Below are 23160 nucleotides of genomic sequence, written 5' to 3'. Positions count from 1 at the left end.
TACAAGTTTAAGGCTTGAATTTTATCGATGCAAAAATAGCATAAATAACGTAATGAGTAAGGTAAAATATTACTACGATCCAGAATCGCTTTCGTACCGCAAAGTTGAGCGTAAAAAAAGGCGTACCTTCAAGTATGTTATGGTATTTCTAATGGCGGCAGCATTATTTGGCTTTTTTGCAAACTTTATTATTGGACAATATATAGAATCTCCCAAAGAAAAAGCTTTAAAGCGTGAGTTACTGAATATGAAATTTCAATACGAAATTCTCAACAAAAAAATGGATGAGGCTGAGGCTGTATTGGCTAATGTAGCCGATAGAGATAATAATATATACAGGGTTTATTTTGAAGCCAACCCTATTCCAGAAGCACAACGAAAAGCAGGTTTTGGTGGTATTAACCGTTACAAAGACTTAGAAGGCTACGATAACTCTAAACTCATTATTGAAAGCAGCAAACGTATTGATATTCTGCAAAAACAAATAGTTGTTCAATCTAAGTCTTTAGATGAAATTGCAGCTTTAGCAGAAGAAAAAGAAAAACTATTGGCTGCTATACCTGCTATTCAACCCGTTAGTAATGAAGATTTAACCAGAATGGCTTCTGGTTACGGTATGCGTACAGACCCCTTTACCAAAGCTAGAAAAATGCATTGGGGAATGGATTTTACCGCACCCAGAGGCACACCTGTTTATGCGAGCGGAGACGGTAAAGTTGTTAGAGCAGACTCCAGAGCTAGTGGTTACGGTAAACACATTCGTATAGATCATGGCTTTGGCTATACCAGTTTGTATGCGCATTTATTTAAATATAACGTACGTAAAAACCAAAAAGTAAAGCGTGGTGACCTTATAGGTTTTGTTGGTAGTACTGGACGTTCTGAGGCTCCACATCTTCACTATGAAATCTTTAAAGATGGTAAACGCATCAACCCTATTAACTTTTACTATGGAAGCTTAACAGCCGAAGAATTTAGTAAAATGTTAGAACACGCTTCTTTAGAAAACCAATCTCTTGACTAATGCATATAGATTTACCCGAAAGACGCTATTACAGTATTGGAGAAGTTGCTAAGGCTTTTGGTGTAAACACATCATTAATTCGGTTTTGGGAAAAAGAGTTTGATGTATTAAAGCCTAAAAAAAATGCTAAAGGTAACCGTAAGTTCACACCTGAGGATATAAAAAACCTTAAATTCATATACCACTTAGTAAAAGAACGAGGATTCACTTTAGAAGGCGCCAAAATTCATTTAAAGGAGGATAAAAAAGAAGCGCTAAGCAACTTTGAAATTATAAGCAAACTAGAAAACATTAAAGACCAATTGATTAAAATCAAAGAACATCTTTAATAAAAAATACCTGATGTTTTGTGTAACTTTTTACAAAACAAAGTGTCATACAATTAACAATTATCTAAAATTATCATATCATGAAAAAATTTTTACCATGGATTATTGCTGCGGTAATAGTATTCGGTTTATTCTCTTGGGGAAAAGGTTTTAATAATACGGCTGTAAGATTAGACGAATCTGTGAAGGAAGCTTGGGGAAATGTTCAAACTTCTTACCAACGCAGAAACGACTTAATTGGCAATTTGGTTAATACTGTAAAAAGCGCTGCGAATTTTGAAAAAAGTACTCTTGAAGGCGTTATAAATGCTCGAGCTAAAGCCACATCAATTTCCATAGACCCTTCCAATATCACTCCCGAACAATTAGCACAATATAATCAGGTTCAAGGAGGATTAAGTGGCGCGCTTAAGAGTTTGTTAGTAACGGTTGAAAGGTATCCTGAATTAAAAGCGAATCAAAATTTCTTAAAACTTCAGGATGAATTAACAAGCACTGAAAATACTATCCAAACGGCTAGAACTCGCTTTAATGAAGCTATTAAACCTTATAACATCCATGTAAGACAGTTTCCTGGTAATCTCATTGCTGGTATTTTAGGTTTTGATGAAAAACCAAACTTTAATGCCGAGGCGGGTGCTGAAAAACCTGTTGAGGTAGATGAGATGAAGTTTTAATAAATTCTAAAAATGTCAAAAATTGAAGATTTCTTAACCACTCAAGAAGAACAAGATATCGTTGAAGCTATTCGAAAAGCAGAACTAAATACTTCGGGCGAAATTCGTGTTCATATTGAAAAAACCTCTAATGGCGATGCTACCAATAGAGCCTTAGAGGTGTTTTACATGCTCAAAATGGAGAATACCAAAGCCCAAAATGGGGTATTGATTTATGTAGCTGTTGAGGATAGAAATTTTGTAATATACGGAGATAAAGGCATAAATGACGTTGTTGAAGATAACTTCTGGGATAGCACTAAAGATGTTATTCAGTCTCACTTTAAAAAAGGCAATTTTAAGCAAGGGTTGGTTGAGGGTATTTTAATGTCTGGAATACAACTGAAAAAACATTTCCCATACACAGATTGTGATACCAACGAACTCTCTAACGATATTTCTAAAGGCTAAAATCAGTATGCGGTATTCATTGATTGGTATGCATTTGCCAGAGTACAATAAACAGTATTTCAAAATGAAAATGATTTCTTTGGCTTCAATACTTTGCATTACTCTTTTTTCTTTTAATATTTCTTTTGCGCAGTTTGAGATTCCAGAAAAGCCTTCAGATAAGAAGCAAACATTTGTTTACGATTACACTAAACCAAAACTTTTATCAACAAAAGATTCCACTTATTTAACTGTAAAACTTAAAAAGTATGCTGATACTACATCTACCCAAATAGTTGTTGCCATAATAAACACTACTAAGGGTGAAAACATAGGCCTATTAGCTCCAAGATGGGCTCACAAATGGGGTGTTGGTCAAGCCAAAGAAGATAATGGTGTTTTTATACTACTAGCCAGAAACGACAGAAAAATTTGGATTGCTCCTGGCTATGGTGTAGAACATAAGTTAACCGCAGGCATCACTGGAGAACTCATTAGAAATGTGATTATTCCAGAATTTAAACTTGGTGATTATTATAACGGATTAGATAAAGGAACTGATGCCATTTTTAAAGTTTTACAAGGGGAGTATCAAGCTAAAAGAAAATCGGAAAAAAACGATTTTCCTATTGGTTTTCTTTTAGTCTTTATTTTCATTTTTGTTGTTATTCTCATCTCCATTTCAAAGAACAAACGAGGTGGTGGTAAAGGAGGAAATCGAGGAGGCAAGTCTGGCGGCTTAGATATCTGGGATATGATTATTCTCAGTAATATGGGACGTTCTTCTGGTAGCCGTGGTGGTTGGGGAAGTTCTGGTGGTGGTTGGTCGTCTGGAGGCGGTTTTGGAGGCGGCTTTGGCGGTGGTGGTTTTTCTGGCGGTGGTGCAGGTGGAAGTTGGTAAACACTTTTTAATAAAATAACTAACAAAGAGAGAAGTTAAAAAACACTTCTCTCTTTTTGTTTTAACTTTTATTACTGGCATTTTTATTTAGACAATTCATCTTTTAAAATCCTTTTTAAACTGCTATTATCCATATGGGGCATTTTTGGTTTTACAATCTCTCCTTCTTTATTCACTAAGGTATAATGTGGAATTCCAGAAATCTTAAACTTTTCAGACAAATAGTTCCATTCATCAGCAGAAACTCTATAATGCTCACCTTTAATATCAACAATAGCATTCTTCCATGTACCTTCTGGTGAGGTTTGGTTAGTTATATATAAAAACACCACATCGTCATTGGCCATTTCTGCTTTTAGTGGTGCAATTCTTTTAATCCCAGACTTACATGGTCCGCACCAAGTAGCCCAAAAGTCTACATACACTACTTTACCTTCAAACTTTTTTAGCATAGAAGCAAACAGCTCATCACCTTCTTTTTTCTCAACATTGTGAACAGTATAGCCTCCTTTGGTTTTGTTTCGTTCTATTTTTTCCTTGGTTTGGGTATTACAAAATGCTAAATACTCATTTAGAAATGGCGTACTTAATGACGCCTGCAACGTTTTTAAATCTTCTTCACCATACACTTCATAATCTTCAAACTTTTTACTAAACGTTTGTGTTTTCATTACGTCTTGTAAAAAGGAATGTTCGGTTCCAAAAAATGCCTGTATTTTTTTATCTCTTTCAGCATTTAATCGCTCTCTGAAAATCTCAGAACTATAATCTTTGTATTTATCATAAAACGTTTTGATAGCATTTGCAAACTCTTTATTAAATAAACGCTCATCTTCAATTTCTGCAGGTGTCCTTAAAACGTTTAGTGCCTCTACCAATTTAACTTCCTCGTCAGAAATTTTAATGTTTTTAGTTTCAAAATAGTCTACTAAATTGAGTATAAAATGATGTTTAGGTTGGTTCTGTGCTTTAATAAACTCTCCAGCATCTTTGAAATGTGTTCTATACTTTCTGTAAAATTCTTGTTCTAAATCTCCATAATCTTTATTGAATTTATCTTCTTTAGCAAGTATTTCAGGAGTTTCAACTTGCTTACTAAATTCCACCATATTAAGTTCATCGGTAGTAAATTCCACACCTTTCTTTTGTAATAATTTTGTTAGTTCTACTTTACCTAATTTTGGTAGTCTATTCTCTTTAAAAATATCGGCGTACATTAACCTATTGGTAAAAAAGTAATAACTACTAGACAAGGTTAACAGCTTATTATCTAAAACATCTTTAGGCAGAAAATCATAATAACTTTCACTCACCTCAAACTCCTTGTAAGGGAGTTTTTCTTTGTCACTTTTAGCTTTTTCATTCTGATAAGCTACAGAACGACGATTCATATTATAACCCAAAAGCATGTTGTAGTACTCCAATTCTATTTCTGCGTTTTTTATTTGTAATGCTTTTTTACTTATAAAGTGATCCTTTTGGTAAGTGCTAAGTTTATTCAGTACTTCTTCCTTAAGTTCAAGACATAATTTTGTGTAATTGTTAGGAGATATTTCACCTATTTTTTTGTAAACCTCCCTACTTAACATCAGCTTAATATCTTTTAAATCTTTTAGGTCTGTATTCACTAGGGCATTATCTCCCATAAAAAACGAGTCTTTATTACTTATGTAATGAAACACTTCCTTTTGAGGCTCCAAAAACACATCGTATCGGTCATTAGGCATTCTTAAGTAAACCGTTTGAGGATATGTTAGGGGTAATTTCACCTTAAAATTTCCATCATCATTTATTTTAACCAAATAAGATTCCTGACCTCCTAAAAAAGGATTATTAACATACAACATTCCCGTTTTTTGTTTCATTCTTGCTGAAAACCCTTTAATATATCCAGAATAAGTGGCAGAATCCATCGCAAAAGCTACAGTTTCAAAAGGCACATCATTTTCCAATTCAAATTTTGGGTTGTATACGCGTTTTAAACCATAATCTTTTAATGTTTTTGGAGAAGTGCCAAAAGCAACCAACCCATTTTTACCTTGTTTGGCATAAATGGTTTTTAGTTTACCATCATGTTCTAAGGTAATCGTGTATTTTTTACCATTTTGCTCTACGGTTTCATAATCCCAAACCTGCCCTTCAACAATAGCATTTTTGGTATTGAAGCCATAGTGCCAATGGTTACTACCATCGGCTAAAAACCAGTTACCTCTTAGCGATTTAGGTAAAAGGGCTATGTTTTCATCTTCTTGCAAAACAATATTATAGACTTGCCAACCTCGTTCTTTATCAACACCAAAATCAAAAGTGGTAACTGCTTTATCAAGTGGGGGAAAATATAATTGATATGTTACTTCACCAGATTCAGGAAAATCATTTCTTCCAAAATTTGCTCCGGTAAGTTTGGTAACAAATTGTTTATCATTGTCTTTACCTGAAATAATATGAGACTCTTTATGCAAGTGGAAATAACCCCAAGGCAGTTTTTTAATTTTAAAATGCATTACCGTTGTGGTATCATGTATTTCAATTTTTAGAATTTCTCCTGGATAAGTTGAGAATCCATATTCAGGATTTTCTATAGTTTTTTGTGCAAAGGAATACAGCGTGACTAATCCGAAGAAAAGCATGGAAATAATGTTTTTCATGAGTGTTCGTTTTTTAATTGATTGATGTTTATTTAAGGAATTTCTATTTCAAAGTTAAATTGCCCTGGTAAACACTGGTGCTTGTTGCAAGACATATAAGTGATTTCACCTTTTACTTTAAATGGTGTGTTATGTTTTATTTTAATACGTTGTTTAAACACCGTTTTCTTTTCAAAGTATTTCACGTTCATTTCAAAAACCTCCTCAAATACTTCTATAGGTTCTTGTTCCGTTGGTTTACCAATACATTGATAATTGTTATTTGGTTCAAACTTGAATATAGTAGGTAATGGCCCACCTTCTTCTAAGTGTTGAGAATATAAATGCCAACCCTCCTGAATAGTGGCAGTAAAAACAATATCGTACTGCTTATTTAAATTTTTTTCTATGGAAGTTGTCCATTTTACTGGCTCAAGCATTTGGGAAAAGCCTGAAAGCGAAATAAACAAAAACAAAAAGGGTAGTTTTTTCATTATAAATGTATACAAGTGTTAAATCGAAGATAAATATAGCTCATTATTTGTAAAATAATTCTTAAACAAAATATAAATTGTACGAATTTTAACTTTCACCATAAAGTTATCTCAGTTAGTCATATTTGTAGATGTTAATTAACTATTTCTAATGTTGAAGTCGTAATGAGTTCTTTTCCGTTGGAGTTACCATTAAAAATTGTATAATGACTAGTATCATCAGATTCAATAATAAGTTTCTGAGGTTTTGTTATTTTAATCTTTGAATGATCTTTTAAAGTAATCTCAGCTTCCTTTAGCTTATCATTAAGCGGTATGAATTTTTCCTCTTTGGTAATGCTGTCAATAACTTTTCTTGTGATTCTCCCAAAACTAATATCAGAATGATTATTAGCATCAATTTTTAATACGTTTATGGAATCGTTTCTTAAAGAACCTTTAATTTTAGCTTTTGTTATTGTTATATTTAGTGTGTCACTGTAATAACCGGATAATCCTATTTCTGAATTTTCTTTACCTATAATTTTGTTCACAGATTGGGTGTTTACATATAACCAATAATTTTCATCTACACTACTTACAAACAGGGTATCATTCTTTAAACTAAAACACTCAAATCCAAAATCTGATTTTGAGCGCCCATCCTTATCTCTATGTTGATAATAAACGCTACTTATAGAATCATTTCTGATCCAGAATTTACTGTTTTTTTCGGCTACAATCACAGAAAAATCATCAAGCAATTTAGAGTCATAATAGCCCTTTACTTTATGTAGTGGCTTTGGAGTTATGGTAATACTTTTAGCATCCAAAAACAACACTAAAGTAGTAGCAAAAATGAATATTAATAAAGCGACTTGTATATATTTTGACGTTTTCATCTAGTCGTTTTTATGTATTTCCTGTATGAGTTTTTTTAGCTCAGAGCTGTTTAATTTTAAAAGTCTAATTTTTTGAAGTATACCAGGTAAATCGTTTTCAAAAAAATACGTTTTCTCTTTTTCTTTTATTTTTTCAATGGCATGTTCTGCAACAAAAAACCCAACACCGCGTTTGTTATCAAAAACACCTTCGTCTTGTAAATGGGCATAACTACGCATAACGGTATTTCTATTAACTTCTAACTCCACAGCTAAATCACGTACAGACGGCACCCTATCATTTGGTTTTAGCCTACCGCCTAATATTTGATTACACAGGTCATCTGCTATCTGTAAATAAATCCCTCTATTTTCCTTAAACTCCATATTAGGTTTCTCTCTCTTTCAATTTAAAGTATGCTAGTGGTAATAAAATCAAACTTAATCCAGCAAAAAGAATCGTAGCATAAATTTGAGTATTGTAAACACCGTCCTGAACCCTATAACTTCTTAAGTTGATTTCCAATAACTCTTTAGAATCATGGTCATAAAATATGTGAGACAGAATTACCATCAATAAAAACCAAGCTAAAACAAATAGCGCAAAAGTTAAAATAGATTTAAATAGTGCATATTTTTTAAAACTAGCCGCACCACAGAAAGCAAATAAAATCAATCCACTGGCAAGAGAAACAAGAATATATATATCCACTTTATTTTCTTGCCATTGAAATGGGCTTAACATATTGTAACTTTCAACATTTTCTGAGACTATCGCAAAAAGACTATAAAAACCATATGCAAGTTTAAACGTAAGCCAATAAAGCGGTAAAAACAATAACACAAACCCCATGATACGAATAAGAAATTGAACAATAAACTTTTCAAAGTTTGAAACCGGGATGAGCAAATAATGTATGCTGGTTTTGGAAGATCGCAAGGCTGAAAAAGATGTACCAGCACTTACAACTCCCGTTAAAACAAGAAAAAATATGAATATAGGAGTGTAATAGTTTCTATTAAAATTCACTCTAGAACTTGCTGTGCTCAGCGTAAAAACATCTACTATAAATAAAACTACAAATAGTCCAAGCAAAGCTAGAGCGTAAGTTTTTCCGTTTAAAGTCAAGTCATACTTGAAGTACTTATAAAACCTATTTAAATTAAAATATTTTTGCAAACCCATAGCTTATATATTAATTTCTACATTATTGGAAATGGCATTAAATAAAAGTTCTATATCCAGCTCTGTTTCTTCGTTTTCTATAACAGGTATAATAACCCTATAACCACCAGGACATTTTTCAGAATATTTAACATCTAATAAGCCACTGATGGTATTTACTGTTTTAAACTGAAACTTCTCTGTTATTTTGAATACGTCTTTTTCAAAAACAATACGTCCATTTTCAATATGAACAATTTTATCTATGAGGGTTTCCACATCTTTAACTTGATGTGTGGAAATAATGACCAATTGATCATCTTCAATAAAATCTACCAATACTTTTCTAAATATTTTTTTTGAAGGAATATCCAACCCATTTGTAGGCTCATCTAATAGTAATACACTACAATTAGTAGACAATGCAAAAGCAATAATAAACTTCTTTTGCTGTCCGAAAGACATATTTTTTAACTTTTTATCTGCTTTGAGCTCAAATGCATCTATAATTTTGTGCATTTTTTCAAAATCAAAATTCTTATAAAGCGCACCATAGACTTTTAGGTAAGCTTTAATAGTTAACGATGGAAGAAAAGGATCGTCGCTTACAAAAAAAATATTAGACAAAAAATCAGGCACTCTCTTAAAAGGTTCAAAACCATTAACCGTCAATTCCCCTTTTTGTATTTCCAATAATCCTGATATTAGCTTTAAAAGTGTTGTCTTTCCAGCACCATTCTTACCCAACAAGCCTATAATATTTCCATTATTCTGGCTTAGGTTTAAATCTTCAAACAAAGGTTTTTGCTTACTGTAACCATAAGACAGATTATTGATTGCTATCATATATAATGTATTAGTATACTATTTAAGTATGACACAAAGATAAGTTTATTATTTAAAAGAACAATGATTTATTGAAAAAAACTACTTCTTTCGCATATATACGCTAATGGGTACTCCAGTAAACCCAAAATTATCACGGAGTTTATTTTCTAAAAAGCGTTTATAAGGGTCTTTTACGTATTGTGGTAAGTTACAGAAAAAAGCAAACTGTGGTTGTGGTGTAGGCAACTGCATAACGTATTTTATCTTAACAAACTTACCCTTATATGCAGGTGGCGGATAATTTTCAATTAAAGGTAAAAACACATCGTTTAGTTCGCTTGTTTTTATACGCTTAGAACGATTTTGATATACCTCAACAGCTGTTTCAATAGCTTTATAAATACGTTGCTTGGTCAATGCTGAAATAAATACAATAGGCACGTCAGTAAAAGGTTCTACTTGCTTACGAATGGCTTTTTCGTACTCCTTAACCGATTTATGGTCTTTCTCTACTAAATCCCACTTATTAACTAGAATTACAATACCTTTTCTATTCCGCTCTGCAAGCCAGAAAATATTTTGTACTTGTCCGTCAAAACCTCTATTAGCATCTAAAACCAATAAACAAACATCAGCATGTTCAATAGCTCTTATACTGCGCATCACCGAGTAAAACTCCAGGTCTTCTTTTACTTTAGATTTTCTTCGTATTCCTGCCGTATCAACTAAATTGAATTCAAACCCAAAGCGGTTGTATTTTGTGTCAATAGCATCTCTGGTTGTACCAGCTATATCGGTAACAATGTATCGATCCTCTCCTATCAACGTATTTATAAACGATGATTTTCCTGCATTAGGACGCCCAACCACAGCAAAACGGGGTAAGTTTTCTTCAACAACCTCCTCTTTTTCTGGTAGTGCCTCTACTAAAGCATCTAATAATTCCCCTGTACCCGCTCCATTAATGCTAGCAATGGTATAATAATTTCCTAAACCTAATGAGTAAAATTCAACGGCATCTTCGGCACGTTTATTATTATCTACTTTATTTACTGCGAGAAAAACTGGCTTATCTACTTTACGCAACAATTTTGCAACATCCTCATCCATTCCAGTTACACCAGTTTCAACATCAACCATAAAGATAATAGCATCTGCTTCATCAATAGCTAACTCAACTTGTTTATCAATTTCAGCCTCAAAAATATCGTCACTACCAACAACATAACCACCCGTGTCAATAAGAGAAAACTCCCTCCCGTTCCAATCGCTTTTACCATAGTGACGGTCTCTTGTAACGCCACTAACAGCGTCTACAATAGCTTCACGTCTTTGAATAAGACGATTGAAAAACGTTGATTTTCCAACATTGGGTCTCCCTACTATAGCAACAATATTACTCATATACTTCCTTGATTTTTGCTTCCTTTTGGAAACATTGTGCAAAAGTACACCTTATTTAGAAACAATTAAGATTTAAATAAAAAATAGTACTTTAACAAAACTAAACTACTAACTAAATGCCAACAACAAACGATATTGTTTTACGCCCTAGGTTTAAGAGAGAAATTAGCGAACATAATGAGGTTATTTTAAAGGCTTTTGAAACCTCTAAAAAAGAGCAGTCTCAATTTATAGTTACGCGATTAGACAACCATGTTTTTATAAAATTTCCGAAAAGAGAGCAACAGTTTTGGACCCCACAGTTGCATTTAGAAATTGATGAAATTGACGATAAAACGAGTATGCTTCATGGCTTATTTGGACCTAACCCTACCGTGTGGACTATGTTTATGTTTTTCCATTTTATTGTAGCATGCCTGTTTATAGCGTTTGGAGCTTGGGCTTACTCCAACTGGAAACTTGAAACCGACTATATTCTACAAATTGGTATTATGATTTTAATGGTGATTATTTGGTTTTCGTTGTATTTTGCAGGCAGTATTGGAAAAGCGTCTAGTAAAAATGACATGCACAAATTAAATGATTTCATGAATGAGGTCCTCAAAAAAACCGTTACGAATTACGATTTAGAACAAGGTTAATTGAATTTATCATCAAATCTAAAATTTTAAAAGGCTTCAGCAGATTAAGAAAGCTAAATCATAAAAAAGAAAAAGTCTTAAATGATAAATTCCATTAAGACTTTTCAACTAAACTAACTAACTCAAAAACCGCTGTACTTGGCGCTGTTGAAGTATCAAACTTTAATAACACAAATCTATTTTAACTATGTAAAGTAATGGTTATGAGAAATTAAAGAATGTTTTAACTTTTAAAAGCTACTAAAAATTTAGTTTATTTTTAGTTATACCCAAATCGCTTTAATTGGTTTTGATTTGAACGCCAATTTTTATTCACCTTAACATAAAGTTCTAAATGAATTTTTTTGCCAAAGAATTTTTCCAAATCCTTTCTAGCCTCAACACCAACACGCTTTAGGGCACTACCCTTATGACCTATAATAATACCCTTTTGAGTATCACGCTCTACCATAATCACAGAGCGGATTCTGATAATTTTCTCTTCTTCGTGAAATTCTTCAGTCTCTACTTCAACCGCATAAGGTATTTCTTTTTTGTAGTGAAGTAGAATTTTTTCCCTGATACTTTCATTTATAAAGAAACGTTCGGGTTTATCTGTTAACTGGTCTTTAGGGTAAAACGGAGGCGACTCAGGAAGCAGCTCAATAATCCTGTTGAACACTTCATTTACTTGAAATCCTTCTAATGCCGAAATAGGATAAATCTCGGCGTTCGGCACTTTTTCTTTCCAAAGTTGCACCTGTTCTTCAAGTTTTTGCTGATCGGAGGTATCAATTTTATTTAAAAGCAATAAAATAGGAATCTCAGAATTGGTTATTTTTTTAAAAAACGCTTCGTCTTTAAGTGCTTTTTCTCCAATTTCAACCATATACACCAAAATATCAGCATCTTCAAAAGCTGATTTCACGAAGTCCATCATAGACTCCTGCAGTTCGTAAGCAGGTTTAATAATACCAGGTGTATCACTGAACAATATCTGAAAATCATCGCCATTTACAATACCCAAAATACGATGTCTGGTTGTTTGTGCTTTTGATGTTATTATAGACAATTTTTCACCCACAAAAGCATTCATCAAAGTTGATTTACCAACATTAGGATTGCCTATGATATTTACAAAACCCGCTTTATGTGCCATATAATCATTTTGTGCAAAGTTACAACCTTGATTGGTATTTGCCCTATGAAAAATAAAAACAAAAAAGCAGGAAGAAAACTTCCTGCTTTTTGCTTATGTTGTCTCTAAGATTAATTACTTAACAATCTCTATTAATTCCACTTCAAAAACTAACGGCGTAAAAGGTTTAATGTGCTCACCTCTTTGTTGATGACCGTATGCCAATTCCTGAGGTATAAAAAATTTGTATTTAGACCCTACAGTCATTAACTGTAAACCTTCTGTCCATCCTCTAATTACTTGCCCAACACCAAAGGTAGTCGGCTCTCCTCTATCAACAGAACTATCAAACACAGTTCCATCAAATAAAGTACCGTGGTAATGCACCTTAACTCTATCGCTTGCTGTTGGTTTATCCCCTTCTCCTTCTTTTAGTACTATATATTGCAATCCACTTTCAGTAGTTTGTACACCTTCTTTAGAAATATTCTCTGCCATTAATTTTTCACCCGCAGCCTTTTCATCAGCATATTGCTCTTCGGCTTTCTTTATAGCCTCAGCTTGTTGCTTTTCATACTGCTCTTGTTGCTTTTTTTGCATGTAGGTTTGAATGATTCCTTGTACTAAAGTTGGGTCTATTTTTACATCAGAGGAATCAGCTACACCTCTGTAACCTTGATAAAAAAGGTCATGATCAAAATTATCATCTTTAAAGGACAAGGCAACATTTCTGGCCACATCCATACCAATGGCATAACTTAAGGAGTCTGATGCTGTTTTCAACTCTTTGTTTTGAGCACCATTCTTATTACAAGAAACTACTAATGTAGCTACAAGCATAATGCTTAAAATCTTCTCTATTCTCATGTGTCTATTTTTTTAGTTTTTAACGTGATGCGAATTAACGAAATTTAAGTTTAAAATAAAAAGAAAAGAGCCGCAATAAATTGCGGCTCTTTATCAACTATAAATATGTAAATTATTTTCTGACCGCCTTAACAATTGCTAAAGCATCTTTTACATCTTGCTCTAACTTAGCGTAATCTTTGTTAGCAATAATATCTTTGGAAATTAATTTAGATCCCATACCAACGCAAGTAACACCAGCATCAAACCATGCTTTCAAGTTATCTTCGGTTGGAGACACCCCTCCTGTTGGCATAATACTAGTCCATGGTTGTGGTCCTTTTATCCCTTTCACAAACTGAGGTCCATAAATATCTCCAGGGAATAATTTTACTATTTCACAACCTAATTCCTCAGCTCTAGTAATCTCAGTTAATGTTCCGCAACCAGGAGACCACAACACTTTTTTACGGTTACAAGCTATAGCTATGTCTTCTCTTAAAACTGGAGTAACTACAAAGTTTGCTCCCAAAGACATATATAAGGATGCTTGTCCAGCATCAGTCACAGAACCAACACCCATAATCATTCCCGGTAATTCTGCAATAGCATATTTAGTTAATTCTCCAAAAACCTCATGGGCAAAATCACCACGAGCAGTAAACTCCATTAAACGAGCACCACCATCGTAACATGCTTTTAATACTTTTTTACTTAATTCTATATCGCTATGAAAAAACAAAGGAATCATTCCTGTTTCTTTCATGGCTTGGGCTACTTCTAATCTTGAAAATTGTGCCATATTTTTTATTGTTTAATTGTTAATTTGTGTTTGTTGTTAAACTGAAAAACCGAATAAACGACTTCTTAACAGCTCAACAACAAACACAAATATTACCTGGCTACACGCCCTGAAGCGTCTCCACCCATTAGTTTTTCAACTTCATCTACTGTTACTAAATTGGCATCACCTTTAATAGTATGTTTTAAACAAGAGGCTGCTACAGCAAAGTCTAATGCATTTTGATCATCTTCAGGGTATTTTAATAATCCGTAGATTAATCCTCCCATAAAAGAATCACCACCACCTACTCTATCAACAATATCTGTTATTTGGTACTGACGAGTCTCATACATTTTTTTACCATCATACAACACCCCTGCCCATGTGTTGTGAGATGCAGAAATAGAACCTCTCAACGTAGTAATAACCTTCTTAGCACGAGGGAATTTTTTAAGCATTTGATCACATACTGATAGGAATGCCTCAGCCTTTACTTCGTGACCATGCTTGTGTACATCCAATCCTTCAGGGTGGATACCAAAATGTTTTTCAGCATCTTCTTCGTTCCCTAATATAATATCACAATAAGATGTTAATTCGGTCATTATTTTTTCTCTATGAGCAGTGTCACAGTACTTCCAAAGTTTTTGACGGTAGTTTAAGTCTGTTGAAATTGTCAACCCTAATTTACTGGCAGCCTTCACAGCTTCTAAACAAACATCTGCTGAACTTTGAGAAATAGCTGGTGTAATACCTGTCCAGTGAAACCAATCTGCACCTTTAAAAACTTCCTCCCAATCAACCATACCTGATTGAATTTCTGCCATAGCAGAATTAGCTCTATCATAAACCACTTTACTACCTCTTGATACCGCACCGGTTTCTAAAAAGTAGATACCTAAACGGTCTCCACCCCAAACAATCTTATCAACACCAACACCTCTTTTTCGCATTTCCATCATAGCACATTCTCCAATATCGTTCTTTGGTAAACGTGTAACAAAATCAACATCAACGCCGTAATTGGCTAATGAAACTGCAACATTTGACTCTCCTCCACCATAAACAGCATCAAAATTGTTTGCTTGCGAAAATCTTAAAAATCCTTGAGGAGATAATCTTAACATGATTTCTCCAAACGTGACTACTCTACTCATTTTTTAATTCTTATTTAAAATATTTATTAGTTATGCTTAAACGTTTAACCATAAAACAAAAAATAAATCAAAACGCTTTTAAATAGGTTAAGTGTTTTGATTTTTCTTACTAAAGTAATATATTTGCTTAAACGTTTAAGCAAATATAAAACAAAATTGGGAAATAAAAAAAAAGCAACAATAAAAGATATTGCAAATGTACTTAATATCTCTCCTGCTGCCGTATCAAAAGCGCTTCATGATGATTCCCGAATTAGTGAAAAAACAAAAAAAGCTGTCAAGCAAGTTGCTAAAAATTTAAATTACCAGCCCAACCACCTAGCAAGTGCCTTAAGGAAGGGAAAAAGCAATTTAGTAGGTGTTATTGTACCCAGAACCAATAGTAACTTCTTTTCTTCTGTTATTCAAAACATGGAAGAAGTTTTAAATAGAAAGGGGTACAATATCATAATCACACAATCTAATGAATCTTATAAAAAAGAATGCGCTAATATTGATACCTTATTGTTTACACAAGTTGATGGAATTATTGCATCTATGGCCAATGAAACCGTTGATTTAAGCTATTATGAAAAGATAAAATCTAAAGGTATTCCGCTGATCTTATTTGACCGGGGCGAAAACGATTTGAATGTTGATTACATTGGTATAAATGATTATGAAAGTAGCCATATGATTGTTGAGCATTTGGTAAACCAAGGCTGTAAACGAATTGCACATATTGGTGGTTATAAACATACTAGAATTTACAATAACCGTATTAGAGGTTATATTGACGCCTTAGGAAAGCACCATCTCCCACTAGAAAACGAATTACTTATTGAAAGCAACTTAACTACTGAAGATGGTAGAATTAAAATGCAACAATTATTAAAATTAAAAAAACGTCCAGATGCAGTTTATGTTGCCGGAGATTATGCTGCTTTAGGTGCATTACAGGTATTAAATGAACAACATATTGACGTCCCTAACGACATTGCATTAGTGGGCTTTGGAGACGAACCTTTTACAGGTATGGTTACACCAACACTATCTAGTGTGAATCAACAAAGTTCTGAGATTGGAAGGTTAGCTGCCCTAACTTTTTTAGAGCATTCTAAGAAAGACGTTGTTACTCAGTCTTTAAATAAACAAATTTTGGATGCTGAATTAATAGTAAGAGAATCATCAAAAAAATCTAAAAATTAGATTTTAAAATGAGTGTTTCATATAAATATCAGGTAAATTATTTTATTCTTAATCTTGGTCATAAAATCCTATTTGTAGAAATAACTAATTTCTATAATTACATCACTTATTTATAAATGTCTAGATTAATTTTTAAAACTCTACTTTAGTTTATAAACCTTTTAATTAAACATACCCAGTCTTATTTCTATAAAACAGGTTAGAACAGGACAGCAAATGAATAGTATTATTTTAATTTTATAGTAAAGTTTACCTTGTTAACTAACCAATGCAAAAGAAAAAAATAAAAGTAGGATTATTCATCCCCTGCTACATTAATCAATTGTACCCTCAAGTAGGTATTGCCACTTTAGAACTATTAGAAAAATTAGATGTTGATGTTGACTATCCACAAGGACAAACATGCTGTGGTCAACCACTAGGAAATTCTGGTTATGAGGAAGATTCTAAAGGGATTTGTAAGCTCTTTGTTAAAAATTTCAAAGAATACGATTTTATTGTGGGTCCCTCAGGGAGTTGTATTTATCATATTAAACATCACTTTGACATTCTAAAACAAACACCTGAAGTAAAGCGGGTGAGAAATAATTCCTACGAACTTTGTGAGTTTATAGTAAAAATATTGGGAAAAACAGATTTGGGAGCTTCATTTCCACATAAAGTTGGTCTTCACAAAAGCTGTCATGGATTACGAGGATTAAAGCTTGGCTCCTGCTCTGAAGTGCAAGAAGAACATTACTCCACCGAAGAAGATTTATTGAATCAAGTAAGAGGCTTGGAATTAATGTCTATCAATAGAAAAGACGAATGTTGTGGTTTTGGAGGTACGTTTGCTGTTTTTGAAGAAGCTATTTCGTCTAAAATGGGTAAAGATCGTGTTCAAGATCACTTAAATAGTGATGTGGAAGTTCTAACAGGAGCAGATCACTCTTGCTTAATGCATCTGGAAGGAATAATTAACAGAAACAAACAACCAATTAAGGTAATGCATATTGCCGAAATACTAAATTGTAGTTTATAGTTATGAGTCACGCAACAAAGGCAGCTGAATTTAACAAAGACGAAGCAAAAGTAAACTGGCATGACAAAGCCTTATGGTACGTTAGGGAAAAACGTGATAAATCTGCTCACAATGTTCAGGGATGGGAGTATTTAAGGCAACTAGGATCTAATATTAAAGCGAATGTTTTATCAAATTTAGATGAATATTTAGTCCAGTTTGAGGCAAATGCTAAAAATAATGGCGTTCATGTTCACTGGGCGTCTAATGCTGAGGAGCACAATAACATCATTAATGATATACTTAGTAAGCACAACGCAAAAAAGGTAGTTAAAAGTAAATCTATGTTAACTGAGGAATGCCATTTGAATCCCTTTTTGGAAAGTAAAGGCATTGAAGTTGTGGATACAGATTTAGGTGAACGTATAGTTCAATTGGCTCAGGAACCACCAAGTCATATTGTATTACCTGCCATACACAAGACTAAAGAAGATGTGGATGAGTTATTTCAAGAGCACCTTGGAACAAAACCTAGTCAAGGTAATCCAGAATATTTAGTAGGAGAAGCAAGAAAACATTTAAGAGATAAGTTCCTAAATGCCGATGTTGCCATTACTGGTGTTAATTTTGCAGTAGCTGATACTGGAGGTGTAGTTGTTTGTACTAACGAAGGTAATGCAGATATGGGTGTACATTTAGCAAAAGCCCATATTGCCTGTATGGGTATTGAAAAAATTATTCCTCAAGAAAAACATTTGGGTGTTTTTTTAAGACTTTTGGCTCGTAGTGCCACTGGCCAACCAATCACCACATATTCTTCTCATTTCAATAAACCAGAAGACGGTAAAGAAATGCATATTGTTATAGTAGATAACGGAAGAACAGAGCAACTAAGTAGAGAAGATTTTAGAGCTTCACTACACTGTATTAGATGTGGTGCATGTATGAACACATGCCCTATCTACAGACGAAGCGGCGGTCACAGTTATGATTATACCATACCTGGCCCCATAGGCTCTATTCTATCCCCTGGAAAAGATTTGAAAAAACACAGTTCGTTACCATTTGCCTCTACATTATGTGGTTCTTGTTCTAACGTATGTCCGGTTAAAATTAACATTCATGAACAACTTTATAAGTGGCGTCAAGTGATTGTGAAAGAACAAAAACAGCCCGTTGTTAAAAAGTCTATTTTAAAAACAGCAGGAGTTGTTTTATCTAAACCAGGCCTTTATAGAGCCGCTGGAAAAACAGCTAGATTTATGCTAAAAAATGCTCCTAGGTTTATGATATATAACAAACTTAATGCTTGGGGTAAAGCAAGAGATTTACCAGAAGTAAAAGGACAAAACTTTGATGATTGGTATAAAAAACGACAAAAAAATGGGTAGAGAAGCTATATTAAAATCAGTAAAACAAAATAAGCCTGAATTACTCCAACTGCCAGACATTAATGAAGCTTCATTTGAAGAAGACATCAATCTTTTAGAAACTTTTAAAAACAATCTTAAGGTAGTTGGTGGTTTTGTTAAAGAAATTGACAAAAAAAGTATTGACACAGAAATTAAAGTACTTCACTCCAACAAGACAAATATTGTTAGTACAACAAAAAAGTCTGCTTTAGGAACTATTACAATAGATAAAAACACGGAGCCTCATACTCTTGAGAACATAGACTTAGCCATTTTAGAAGCTGAACTTGGTGTTTCTGAAAATGGTGCTGTATGGGTTACTGCGAGTAATAGTATTGTACGTGTATTACCATTTATAACTAACGATTTGGTAATTATTCTTAAAAAAGAAAATATCTGTTTACACATGCTTAAGGCATATGACCAAATAGCAGAACGCCATAGGGATTTTGGCGTATTTGTATCAGGCCCTTCAAAAACTGCAGATATTGAACAATGTTTAGTAGTGGGTGCCCACGGCGCTATGAGCTTAGCTGTATTATTAATTTAATAAGAGATTTAAATAGATTTGTTTTCAAAATAAACCAACTCTATAAAATTATATAAATTCGAATCTTTTAAAATGAAAAAATTAGCTTTCATCTTTTTTACGTTTTTTATATTAAGTAGTTTTCAACAGATTTCAACTATAGAAAAAATATGTAATGATATAAACAGTAAGTTCAAAAACATGGAAGTAAAACTTCTAAATTGGCCTAAAGATTTACAACCTCGATTGGGACAATTGAAGCAAACAGCTTTTATGGCTTTTCCAAAAAATACTACAAAAAGTAAATTACCACTTTTAATATCACTCCATGGTGCTGGTGGAAAAACTTGGACGCTTGAAGAACAACTAAAGCGCTCATCAGAAGTAAAAGGACTTTCTATTGTGGAATTAGCAGGTAAAGATTTAATATTGTTGGAACCTAATTCTTTTGATAATTGGGATCCGAATACACTAAATATAATGCTTGACTATATTCTGAAGACATATCCTGAAATAGACGAAAACCGTGTATATGTTATGGGACACAGTATGGGTGGTAAAGGCACATGGGACTGGATACAACAATCTCAATACCGGTTTGCAGCAGCAGCACCTTGTGGTTTTAGTGGTGTATCAGATAATGATAACGTACAGGAACTAGTGAGGTTACCAGTTTTTGGAATGGTTGGTGGTGAGGATCATAAAAACGTTGCTTCCGTAGAAAAAATGACTTCCTTATTGAAAGCTGCCGGTAACAAACATGTACGCTATATTGTCTTTCCTGGAGCAAATCATGCTCAAGGAAACAAAAATGTATTTAGTAATATGGATTGGATAGATTGGATGCTTACTTTTTCTAATAAAAAATAAATATTTCTTATTATAAGAGTAAGCTTAACAGCTAGATAAAAACAAAACACAGCCGAAACAATTGTCTCGGCTGTGTTTTGTTTTATTATTTCTACCAAAATTTAAGCTTAGTAATATTTAGCATAAACCACTTTGGTATGTAAGTATTCTTCCATACCATGTTTACCATCAGCGCCACCTACACCAGATTTTTTCCACCCGGCATGGAACCCTTGAATGGCTTCAAAATGCTCTCTATTTACATAGGTTTCACCAAAATGCAACCCGTCAATAGCCTTCATTATTTTATTGTAATTTTCAGAGAAAATAGATGATGTTAAACCAAATTCCGTATCGTTAGACATGGCAATAGCCTCTTCTAATGTATTAAATTTTAATACTGGTAACACTGGCCCAAAAACTTCCTCCTGTACAATCTGGCTATCTTGTCTACAATTGGTTAAAAGTGTTGGTTCATAGAAATAACCTCTATCAAATCGTTCTGGTCTTTTTCCTCCTAAAAGTACTTCAGCACCTTCTTTTTTGGCAAATTCAACCATTTCGGTAATCTTGTCTAATTGATCTTTAGAAACCAAACTACTCATATCTGCATTTACCCCAGTTAGAGCATCTTCAATAGTAACTTCGCTCATCTTTTTAGTAAGCCTATCTACAAACTCATCATAAATACCGTCTTCTACATAAACTCTCTCGGCACAATTACAAACTTGACCACTAAAAATTACTCTAGATGACACCACTGCATTAATTGCCAAATCTAAATTAGCATCTGCACATACAATAGCTGGTGCTTTACCTCCTAATTCTAAAGACACTTTAGTTATATTTTCAGCTGCAGCACTAATCACTTTTTGTCCTGCCCCAACACTCCCTGTTAAACTAATAATGCCTGTAATTGGACTCGCAGATAGTGCATTTCCAACAGTTCTTCCATTACCACAAACAAAATTTAAAACACCTGCTGGTAAATTAATCTTTTGAATAAAATCAGCAAACTCCATAATGGTATTTGGAGCCTCAGAACTTGGCTTTATCACACAGGTGTTACCAGTAATTAAAGATGCTGCTACTTTACGAGCCATTACAAAAAACGGGAAGTTCCAAGGACAAATACCTACCGCTACGCCTATTGGCACTTTGTGTAAATAAATATGTTCTTTTTCTCTATCACTTTGAATAATTTCACCTTCAATTCGTCTTGCCCAACCTGCGTTATAATCAAAATAATCGGCAGTTACATCAATTTCTATCTGAGCCAAACCAATTACTTTAGCTTGTTCTTTAGACAGTGTTTCTGCTAAAAAAACACGATTTTCTCTAATAACATCTGCCATTTTATGTAAAAATGCAGCACGTTGAATCGCAGGTAAGGCTGCCCAAGCTGGTTGTGCTGCTTTTGCTGCTTCTAAGGCATTATTGGCATCTTCTACTGTTCCTGTAGAAATTGTACTCAATACTTCTTCGGTACAAGGATTTAAAATTTCAATGACAGATGTAGCTTTAGATTCTACAAATTGTCCATTAATGTATTGCTTATAATGTTTCATTTTGATATGTATTTATTATCTTCTTAAGATAAAAATTTCACTCTTAAATCTTCTACTTGTTCATCATTGATTGGCACCATTTCTCCTAAAGAATTTCCTAAAACAATAGACTTAGCACTAAATTCAGCAACTTCTAAATAATCAAACGTCTGAAGTAATTTGTCTCCGGTAATTATAACCGAATCATTTTCAATAATTAAAGCCGTAGGACAATTATCAACTATTTCAGAATTGTTATTTTTTCTGAAATGAGCGCCATACTTTACTGCATTAATATCCTGTAAAAAGATCCAACTCTCTGGGATGGTTCGCACATTTAAGTAGCTATTAGTAACACCAAAAGCCATCAAATATGGAGATTGTGTCATGATTATTGAGTTTACATTGGGGTTTCTATTGTATATCTCTTGATGTATCCATGTAGCTCTACTAGGAATCTTACCAGCTTCTCTGTGACCTCCCCTTATTTGAACAATATCATCTAAATCTATGTCCCATCTGTTAACATTCGTTGGAGTAATTAAGAAATCATTATCCTTCCAGCGCATAGAAACGGTACCGTAAGAACTAATCATTAAACCTTGCTCACAAGAACGCTTAACTATTTTACAAATCTCTAAACGTTTTTCAACTTCATCAGAAGGATATTCTGTTTTATGCATTTCTGGAAGCACTCCTGTGGCTTGTGCCTCAAATTCATCAATCTGATCATCAGTTAAGTAATTTGGTGTTCCAATTTGAGAACCATACACTATAGTTCTAGCACAGAATTCTAAAGCCTCAAAACGCTCAAAAGCATCAGTTAAATCACTTCCTCCTAATACAGTCCCATGATTTTCCATGATGATGGCTTTAAAACCTTTTTTAAACTCATCTGCAATAACATCTCCCAAATCTTCACTACCTGGTAATCTATAATTAGCGTAACCAATAGGTCCGCAAATATGTTTAGCCTGTGAAATAATGTTTGTATTAGGTATTTGACGAACTATACTGAAAGAAACCAATGCAGGCGGGTGTGCGTGAATAACCGACTTGATGTCTGGTCTTGCCTCATAAATGGCCTTGTGAAATGGAAATTCTGATGAAGGCTTATGCTTCCCTATTACCGTTCCATCCTTTTTAACACAAATAATATCTGAAGCCCTTAAAGACCCTTTATCAATGGCTGATGGTGTTACCCATATGTCCCCATTATCATCAATAATTGAAATATTTCCACCCGAGGTGGTTGTCATACCACGTTTATAGATTCTGCTAATGACTTCAGTAATCTGATCTCTAGGGTGAACTAGTTTTATGTTTTTTGACATTGTATTTGTTTTTTTGAA

24 protein-coding genes are annotated in these 23160 nt (G+C 33.6%); 11 read left to right on the top strand and 13 right to left on the bottom strand.

Annotation, left to right across the window (positions count from 1 at the left end; genetic code table 11):
• Positions 1–52 precede the first annotated feature (52 nt).
• The 5 genes from DFQ02_RS09865 (at position 53) to DFQ02_RS09845 (ending at position 3360) form a co-directional block, all read left to right on the top strand.
• The gene (locus DFQ02_RS09865) at positions 53–1024 is read left to right on the top strand and encodes a M23 family metallopeptidase (protein WP_116524261.1); all 972 of its coding nucleotides are present in this window, start codon (positions 53–55) and stop codon (positions 1022–1024) included.
• Entirely contained in the window at positions 1024–1353 is a 330-nt protein-coding gene (locus DFQ02_RS09860; protein WP_116524260.1) for a MerR family transcriptional regulator, read from the top strand. The genes DFQ02_RS09865 and DFQ02_RS09860 overlap by 1 nt, the downstream gene beginning before the upstream one ends.
• Positions 1354–1433: 80 nt before the next feature.
• Positions 1434–2030, top strand: coding sequence for a LemA family protein (locus DFQ02_RS09855; protein WP_116524259.1), 597 nt, complete (start codon positions 1434–1436; stop codon positions 2028–2030).
• Between the two features lie 12 nt (positions 2031–2042).
• Positions 2043–2480, top strand: a complete 438-nt coding sequence (locus tag DFQ02_RS09850) for a TPM domain-containing protein (protein ID WP_116524258.1) — start codon at positions 2043–2045, stop codon at positions 2478–2480.
• A gap of 64 nt (positions 2481–2544) precedes the next feature.
• Positions 2545–3360, top strand: a complete 816-nt coding sequence (locus DFQ02_RS09845) for a TPM domain-containing protein (protein WP_394343006.1) — start codon at positions 2545–2547, stop codon at positions 3358–3360.
• Positions 3361–3443: 83 nt separating this feature from the next.
• Here the strand turns inward: DFQ02_RS09845 and DFQ02_RS09840 are convergent, their stop codons facing one another.
• From DFQ02_RS09840 to der, 7 genes are all read right to left on the bottom strand, one after another.
• Positions 3444–6008: a TlpA family protein disulfide reductase gene (locus tag DFQ02_RS09840; protein WP_116524257.1), complete on the bottom strand. Its 2565-nt coding sequence runs from the start codon at positions 6006–6008 to the stop codon at positions 3444–3446.
• A 32-nt stretch (positions 6009–6040) separates the two neighbouring features.
• Entirely contained in the window at positions 6041–6481 is a 441-nt protein-coding gene (locus DFQ02_RS09835) for a protein-disulfide reductase DsbD domain-containing protein (RefSeq protein ID WP_116524256.1), read from the bottom strand.
• Between the two features lie 134 nt (positions 6482–6615).
• Entirely contained in the window at positions 6616–7362 is a 747-nt protein-coding gene (locus DFQ02_RS09830) for a hypothetical protein (protein ID WP_147297753.1), read from the bottom strand.
• On the bottom strand, positions 7363–7728 hold the full coding sequence (locus tag DFQ02_RS09825) for a GntR family transcriptional regulator (protein WP_116524254.1): 366 nt from the start codon (positions 7726–7728) through the stop codon (positions 7363–7365).
• 1 nt (position 7729) lies between these two features.
• The gene (locus DFQ02_RS09820; protein ID WP_116524253.1) at positions 7730–8527 is read right to left on the bottom strand and encodes a hypothetical protein; all 798 of its coding nucleotides are present in this window, start codon (positions 8525–8527) and stop codon (positions 7730–7732) included.
• Positions 8528–8530: 3 nt separating this feature from the next.
• On the bottom strand, positions 8531–9352 hold the full coding sequence (locus DFQ02_RS09815; RefSeq protein WP_116524252.1) for an ABC transporter ATP-binding protein: 822 nt from the start codon (positions 9350–9352) through the stop codon (positions 8531–8533).
• Between the two features lie 81 nt (positions 9353–9433).
• On the bottom strand, positions 9434–10738 hold the full coding sequence (gene der / locus DFQ02_RS09810; protein ID WP_116524251.1) for a ribosome biogenesis GTPase Der: 1305 nt from the start codon (positions 10736–10738) through the stop codon (positions 9434–9436).
• Between the two features lie 116 nt (positions 10739–10854).
• Here der and DFQ02_RS09805 point away from each other — a divergent pair, with 116 nt between their 5' ends.
• Positions 10855–11379, top strand: coding sequence for a GTP-binding protein (locus DFQ02_RS09805; protein ID WP_116524250.1), 525 nt, complete (start codon positions 10855–10857; stop codon positions 11377–11379).
• A 259-nt stretch (positions 11380–11638) separates the two neighbouring features.
• Here the strand turns inward: DFQ02_RS09805 and era are convergent, their stop codons facing one another.
• The 4 genes from era to DFQ02_RS09785 all read right to left on the bottom strand — a co-directional run bounded on the left by era (position 11639) and on the right by DFQ02_RS09785 (position 15283).
• Complete coding sequence (gene era / locus DFQ02_RS09800; RefSeq protein ID WP_116524249.1) at positions 11639–12517, bottom strand: GTPase Era; 879 nt, start codon at positions 12515–12517, stop codon at positions 11639–11641.
• A 114-nt stretch (positions 12518–12631) separates the two neighbouring features.
• Positions 12632–13363 (bottom strand): FKBP-type peptidyl-prolyl cis-trans isomerase, encoded by a 732-nt coding sequence (locus DFQ02_RS09795; protein ID WP_116524248.1) that lies wholly within the window; start codon positions 13361–13363, stop codon positions 12632–12634.
• A gap of 112 nt (positions 13364–13475) precedes the next feature.
• Positions 13476–14144 carry a bifunctional 4-hydroxy-2-oxoglutarate aldolase/2-dehydro-3-deoxy-phosphogluconate aldolase gene (locus tag DFQ02_RS09790; protein WP_116524247.1) on the bottom strand — a complete coding sequence of 223 codons (669 nt, stop codon included), beginning with the start codon at positions 14142–14144 and terminating at the stop codon, positions 13476–13478.
• Between the two features lie 92 nt (positions 14145–14236).
• Positions 14237–15283, bottom strand: a complete 1047-nt coding sequence (locus DFQ02_RS09785) for a sugar kinase (protein ID WP_116524246.1) — start codon at positions 15281–15283, stop codon at positions 14237–14239.
• Between the two features lie 156 nt (positions 15284–15439).
• On the opposite strand from DFQ02_RS09785, the gene DFQ02_RS09780 reads away from it, so the two are divergent.
• From DFQ02_RS09780 to DFQ02_RS09760, 5 genes are all read left to right on the top strand, one after another.
• The gene (locus DFQ02_RS09780) at positions 15440–16471 is read left to right on the top strand and encodes a LacI family DNA-binding transcriptional regulator (RefSeq protein ID WP_116524351.1); all 1032 of its coding nucleotides are present in this window, start codon (positions 15440–15442) and stop codon (positions 16469–16471) included.
• A gap of 268 nt (positions 16472–16739) precedes the next feature.
• Positions 16740–17492 carry a (Fe-S)-binding protein gene (locus DFQ02_RS09775; RefSeq protein WP_116524245.1) on the top strand — a complete coding sequence of 251 codons (753 nt, stop codon included), beginning with the start codon at positions 16740–16742 and terminating at the stop codon, positions 17490–17492.
• 2 nt (positions 17493–17494) lie between these two features.
• Positions 17495–18862 carry a LutB/LldF family L-lactate oxidation iron-sulfur protein gene (locus DFQ02_RS09770; protein WP_116524244.1) on the top strand — a complete coding sequence of 456 codons (1368 nt, stop codon included), beginning with the start codon at positions 17495–17497 and terminating at the stop codon, positions 18860–18862.
• Complete coding sequence (locus DFQ02_RS09765; RefSeq protein ID WP_181896394.1) at positions 18855–19433, top strand: LutC/YkgG family protein; 579 nt, start codon at positions 18855–18857, stop codon at positions 19431–19433. The genes DFQ02_RS09770 and DFQ02_RS09765 overlap by 8 nt, the downstream gene beginning before the upstream one ends.
• Before the next feature lie 180 nt (positions 19434–19613).
• A complete protein-coding gene (locus DFQ02_RS09760; protein ID WP_181896393.1) occupies positions 19614–20282 on the top strand; it encodes a carboxylesterase family protein in 669 nt (222 codons plus the stop codon).
• 107 nt (positions 20283–20389) lie between these two features.
• Here DFQ02_RS09760 and aldA read toward each other — a convergent pair whose 3' ends face one another.
• Both aldA and DFQ02_RS09750 read right to left on the bottom strand, forming a co-directional pair.
• Positions 20390–21829: an aldehyde dehydrogenase gene (aldA, locus tag DFQ02_RS09755; RefSeq protein WP_116524241.1), complete on the bottom strand. Its 1440-nt coding sequence runs from the start codon at positions 21827–21829 to the stop codon at positions 20390–20392.
• 23 nt (positions 21830–21852) lie between these two features.
• The gene (locus tag DFQ02_RS09750; RefSeq protein ID WP_116524240.1) at positions 21853–23142 is read right to left on the bottom strand and encodes a class II aldolase/adducin family protein; all 1290 of its coding nucleotides are present in this window, start codon (positions 23140–23142) and stop codon (positions 21853–21855) included.
• Positions 23143–23160: the final 18 nt, after the last annotated feature.

Origin of the sequence: Seonamhaeicola aphaedonensis, from assembly GCF_003386195.1 — a bacterium.
Lineage (GTDB): Bacteria > Bacteroidota > Bacteroidia > Flavobacteriales > Flavobacteriaceae > Seonamhaeicola > Seonamhaeicola aphaedonensis.
The sequence above is the reverse complement of the archived record's forward strand: the minus strand, read 5'-3'. Positions and strand labels throughout refer to the sequence as shown.

What these genes read in the sequence shown, in the direction of transcription:
- DFQ02_RS09765 (WP_181896394.1), top strand. Translation starts at nt 18,855, where the DNA reads ATGGGTAGAGAAGCTATATTAAAATCAGTAAAACAAAATAAGCCTGAA.
- DFQ02_RS09750 (WP_116524240.1), bottom strand. Translation starts at nt 23,142, where the DNA reads ATGTCAAAAAACATAAAACTAGTTCACCCTAGAGATCAGATTACTGAA.
- DFQ02_RS09785 (WP_116524246.1), bottom strand. Translation starts at nt 15,283, where the DNA reads ATGAGTAGAGTAGTCACGTTTGGAGAAATCATGTTAAGATTATCTCCT.
- DFQ02_RS09840 (WP_116524257.1), bottom strand. Translation starts at nt 6,008, where the DNA reads ATGAAAAACATTATTTCCATGCTTTTCTTCGGATTAGTCACGCTGTAT.
- DFQ02_RS09855 (WP_116524259.1), top strand. Translation starts at nt 1,434, where the DNA reads ATGAAAAAATTTTTACCATGGATTATTGCTGCGGTAATAGTATTCGGT.
- DFQ02_RS09865 (WP_116524261.1), top strand. Translation starts at nt 53, where the DNA reads ATGAGTAAGGTAAAATATTACTACGATCCAGAATCGCTTTCGTACCGC.
- DFQ02_RS09845 (WP_394343006.1), top strand. Translation starts at nt 2,545, where the DNA reads ATGAAAATGATTTCTTTGGCTTCAATACTTTGCATTACTCTTTTTTCT.
- DFQ02_RS09775 (WP_116524245.1), top strand. Translation starts at nt 16,740, where the DNA reads ATGCAAAAGAAAAAAATAAAAGTAGGATTATTCATCCCCTGCTACATT.
- DFQ02_RS09835 (WP_116524256.1), bottom strand. Translation starts at nt 6,481, where the DNA reads ATGAAAAAACTACCCTTTTTGTTTTTGTTTATTTCGCTTTCAGGCTTT.
- DFQ02_RS09815 (WP_116524252.1), bottom strand. Translation starts at nt 9,352, where the DNA reads ATGATAGCAATCAATAATCTGTCTTATGGTTACAGTAAGCAAAAACCT.
- DFQ02_RS09770 (WP_116524244.1), top strand. Translation starts at nt 17,495, where the DNA reads ATGAGTCACGCAACAAAGGCAGCTGAATTTAACAAAGACGAAGCAAAA.
- aldA (WP_116524241.1), bottom strand. Translation starts at nt 21,829, where the DNA reads ATGAAACATTATAAGCAATACATTAATGGACAATTTGTAGAATCTAAA.
- DFQ02_RS09805 (WP_116524250.1), top strand. Translation starts at nt 10,855, where the DNA reads ATGCCAACAACAAACGATATTGTTTTACGCCCTAGGTTTAAGAGAGAA.
- era (WP_116524249.1), bottom strand. Translation starts at nt 12,517, where the DNA reads ATGGCACATAAAGCGGGTTTTGTAAATATCATAGGCAATCCTAATGTT.
- DFQ02_RS09850 (WP_116524258.1), top strand. Translation starts at nt 2,043, where the DNA reads ATGTCAAAAATTGAAGATTTCTTAACCACTCAAGAAGAACAAGATATC.
- DFQ02_RS09795 (WP_116524248.1), bottom strand. Translation starts at nt 13,363, where the DNA reads ATGAGAATAGAGAAGATTTTAAGCATTATGCTTGTAGCTACATTAGTA.
- DFQ02_RS09830 (WP_147297753.1), bottom strand. Translation starts at nt 7,362, where the DNA reads ATGAAAACGTCAAAATATATACAAGTCGCTTTATTAATATTCATTTTT.
- DFQ02_RS09860 (WP_116524260.1), top strand. Translation starts at nt 1,024, where the DNA reads ATGCATATAGATTTACCCGAAAGACGCTATTACAGTATTGGAGAAGTT.
- DFQ02_RS09790 (WP_116524247.1), bottom strand. Translation starts at nt 14,144, where the DNA reads ATGGCACAATTTTCAAGATTAGAAGTAGCCCAAGCCATGAAAGAAACA.
- DFQ02_RS09760 (WP_181896393.1), top strand. Translation starts at nt 19,614, where the DNA reads ATGGAAGTAAAACTTCTAAATTGGCCTAAAGATTTACAACCTCGATTG.
- DFQ02_RS09825 (WP_116524254.1), bottom strand. Translation starts at nt 7,728, where the DNA reads ATGGAGTTTAAGGAAAATAGAGGGATTTATTTACAGATAGCAGATGAC.
- DFQ02_RS09820 (WP_116524253.1), bottom strand. Translation starts at nt 8,527, where the DNA reads ATGGGTTTGCAAAAATATTTTAATTTAAATAGGTTTTATAAGTACTTC.
- der (WP_116524251.1), bottom strand. Translation starts at nt 10,738, where the DNA reads ATGAGTAATATTGTTGCTATAGTAGGGAGACCCAATGTTGGAAAATCA.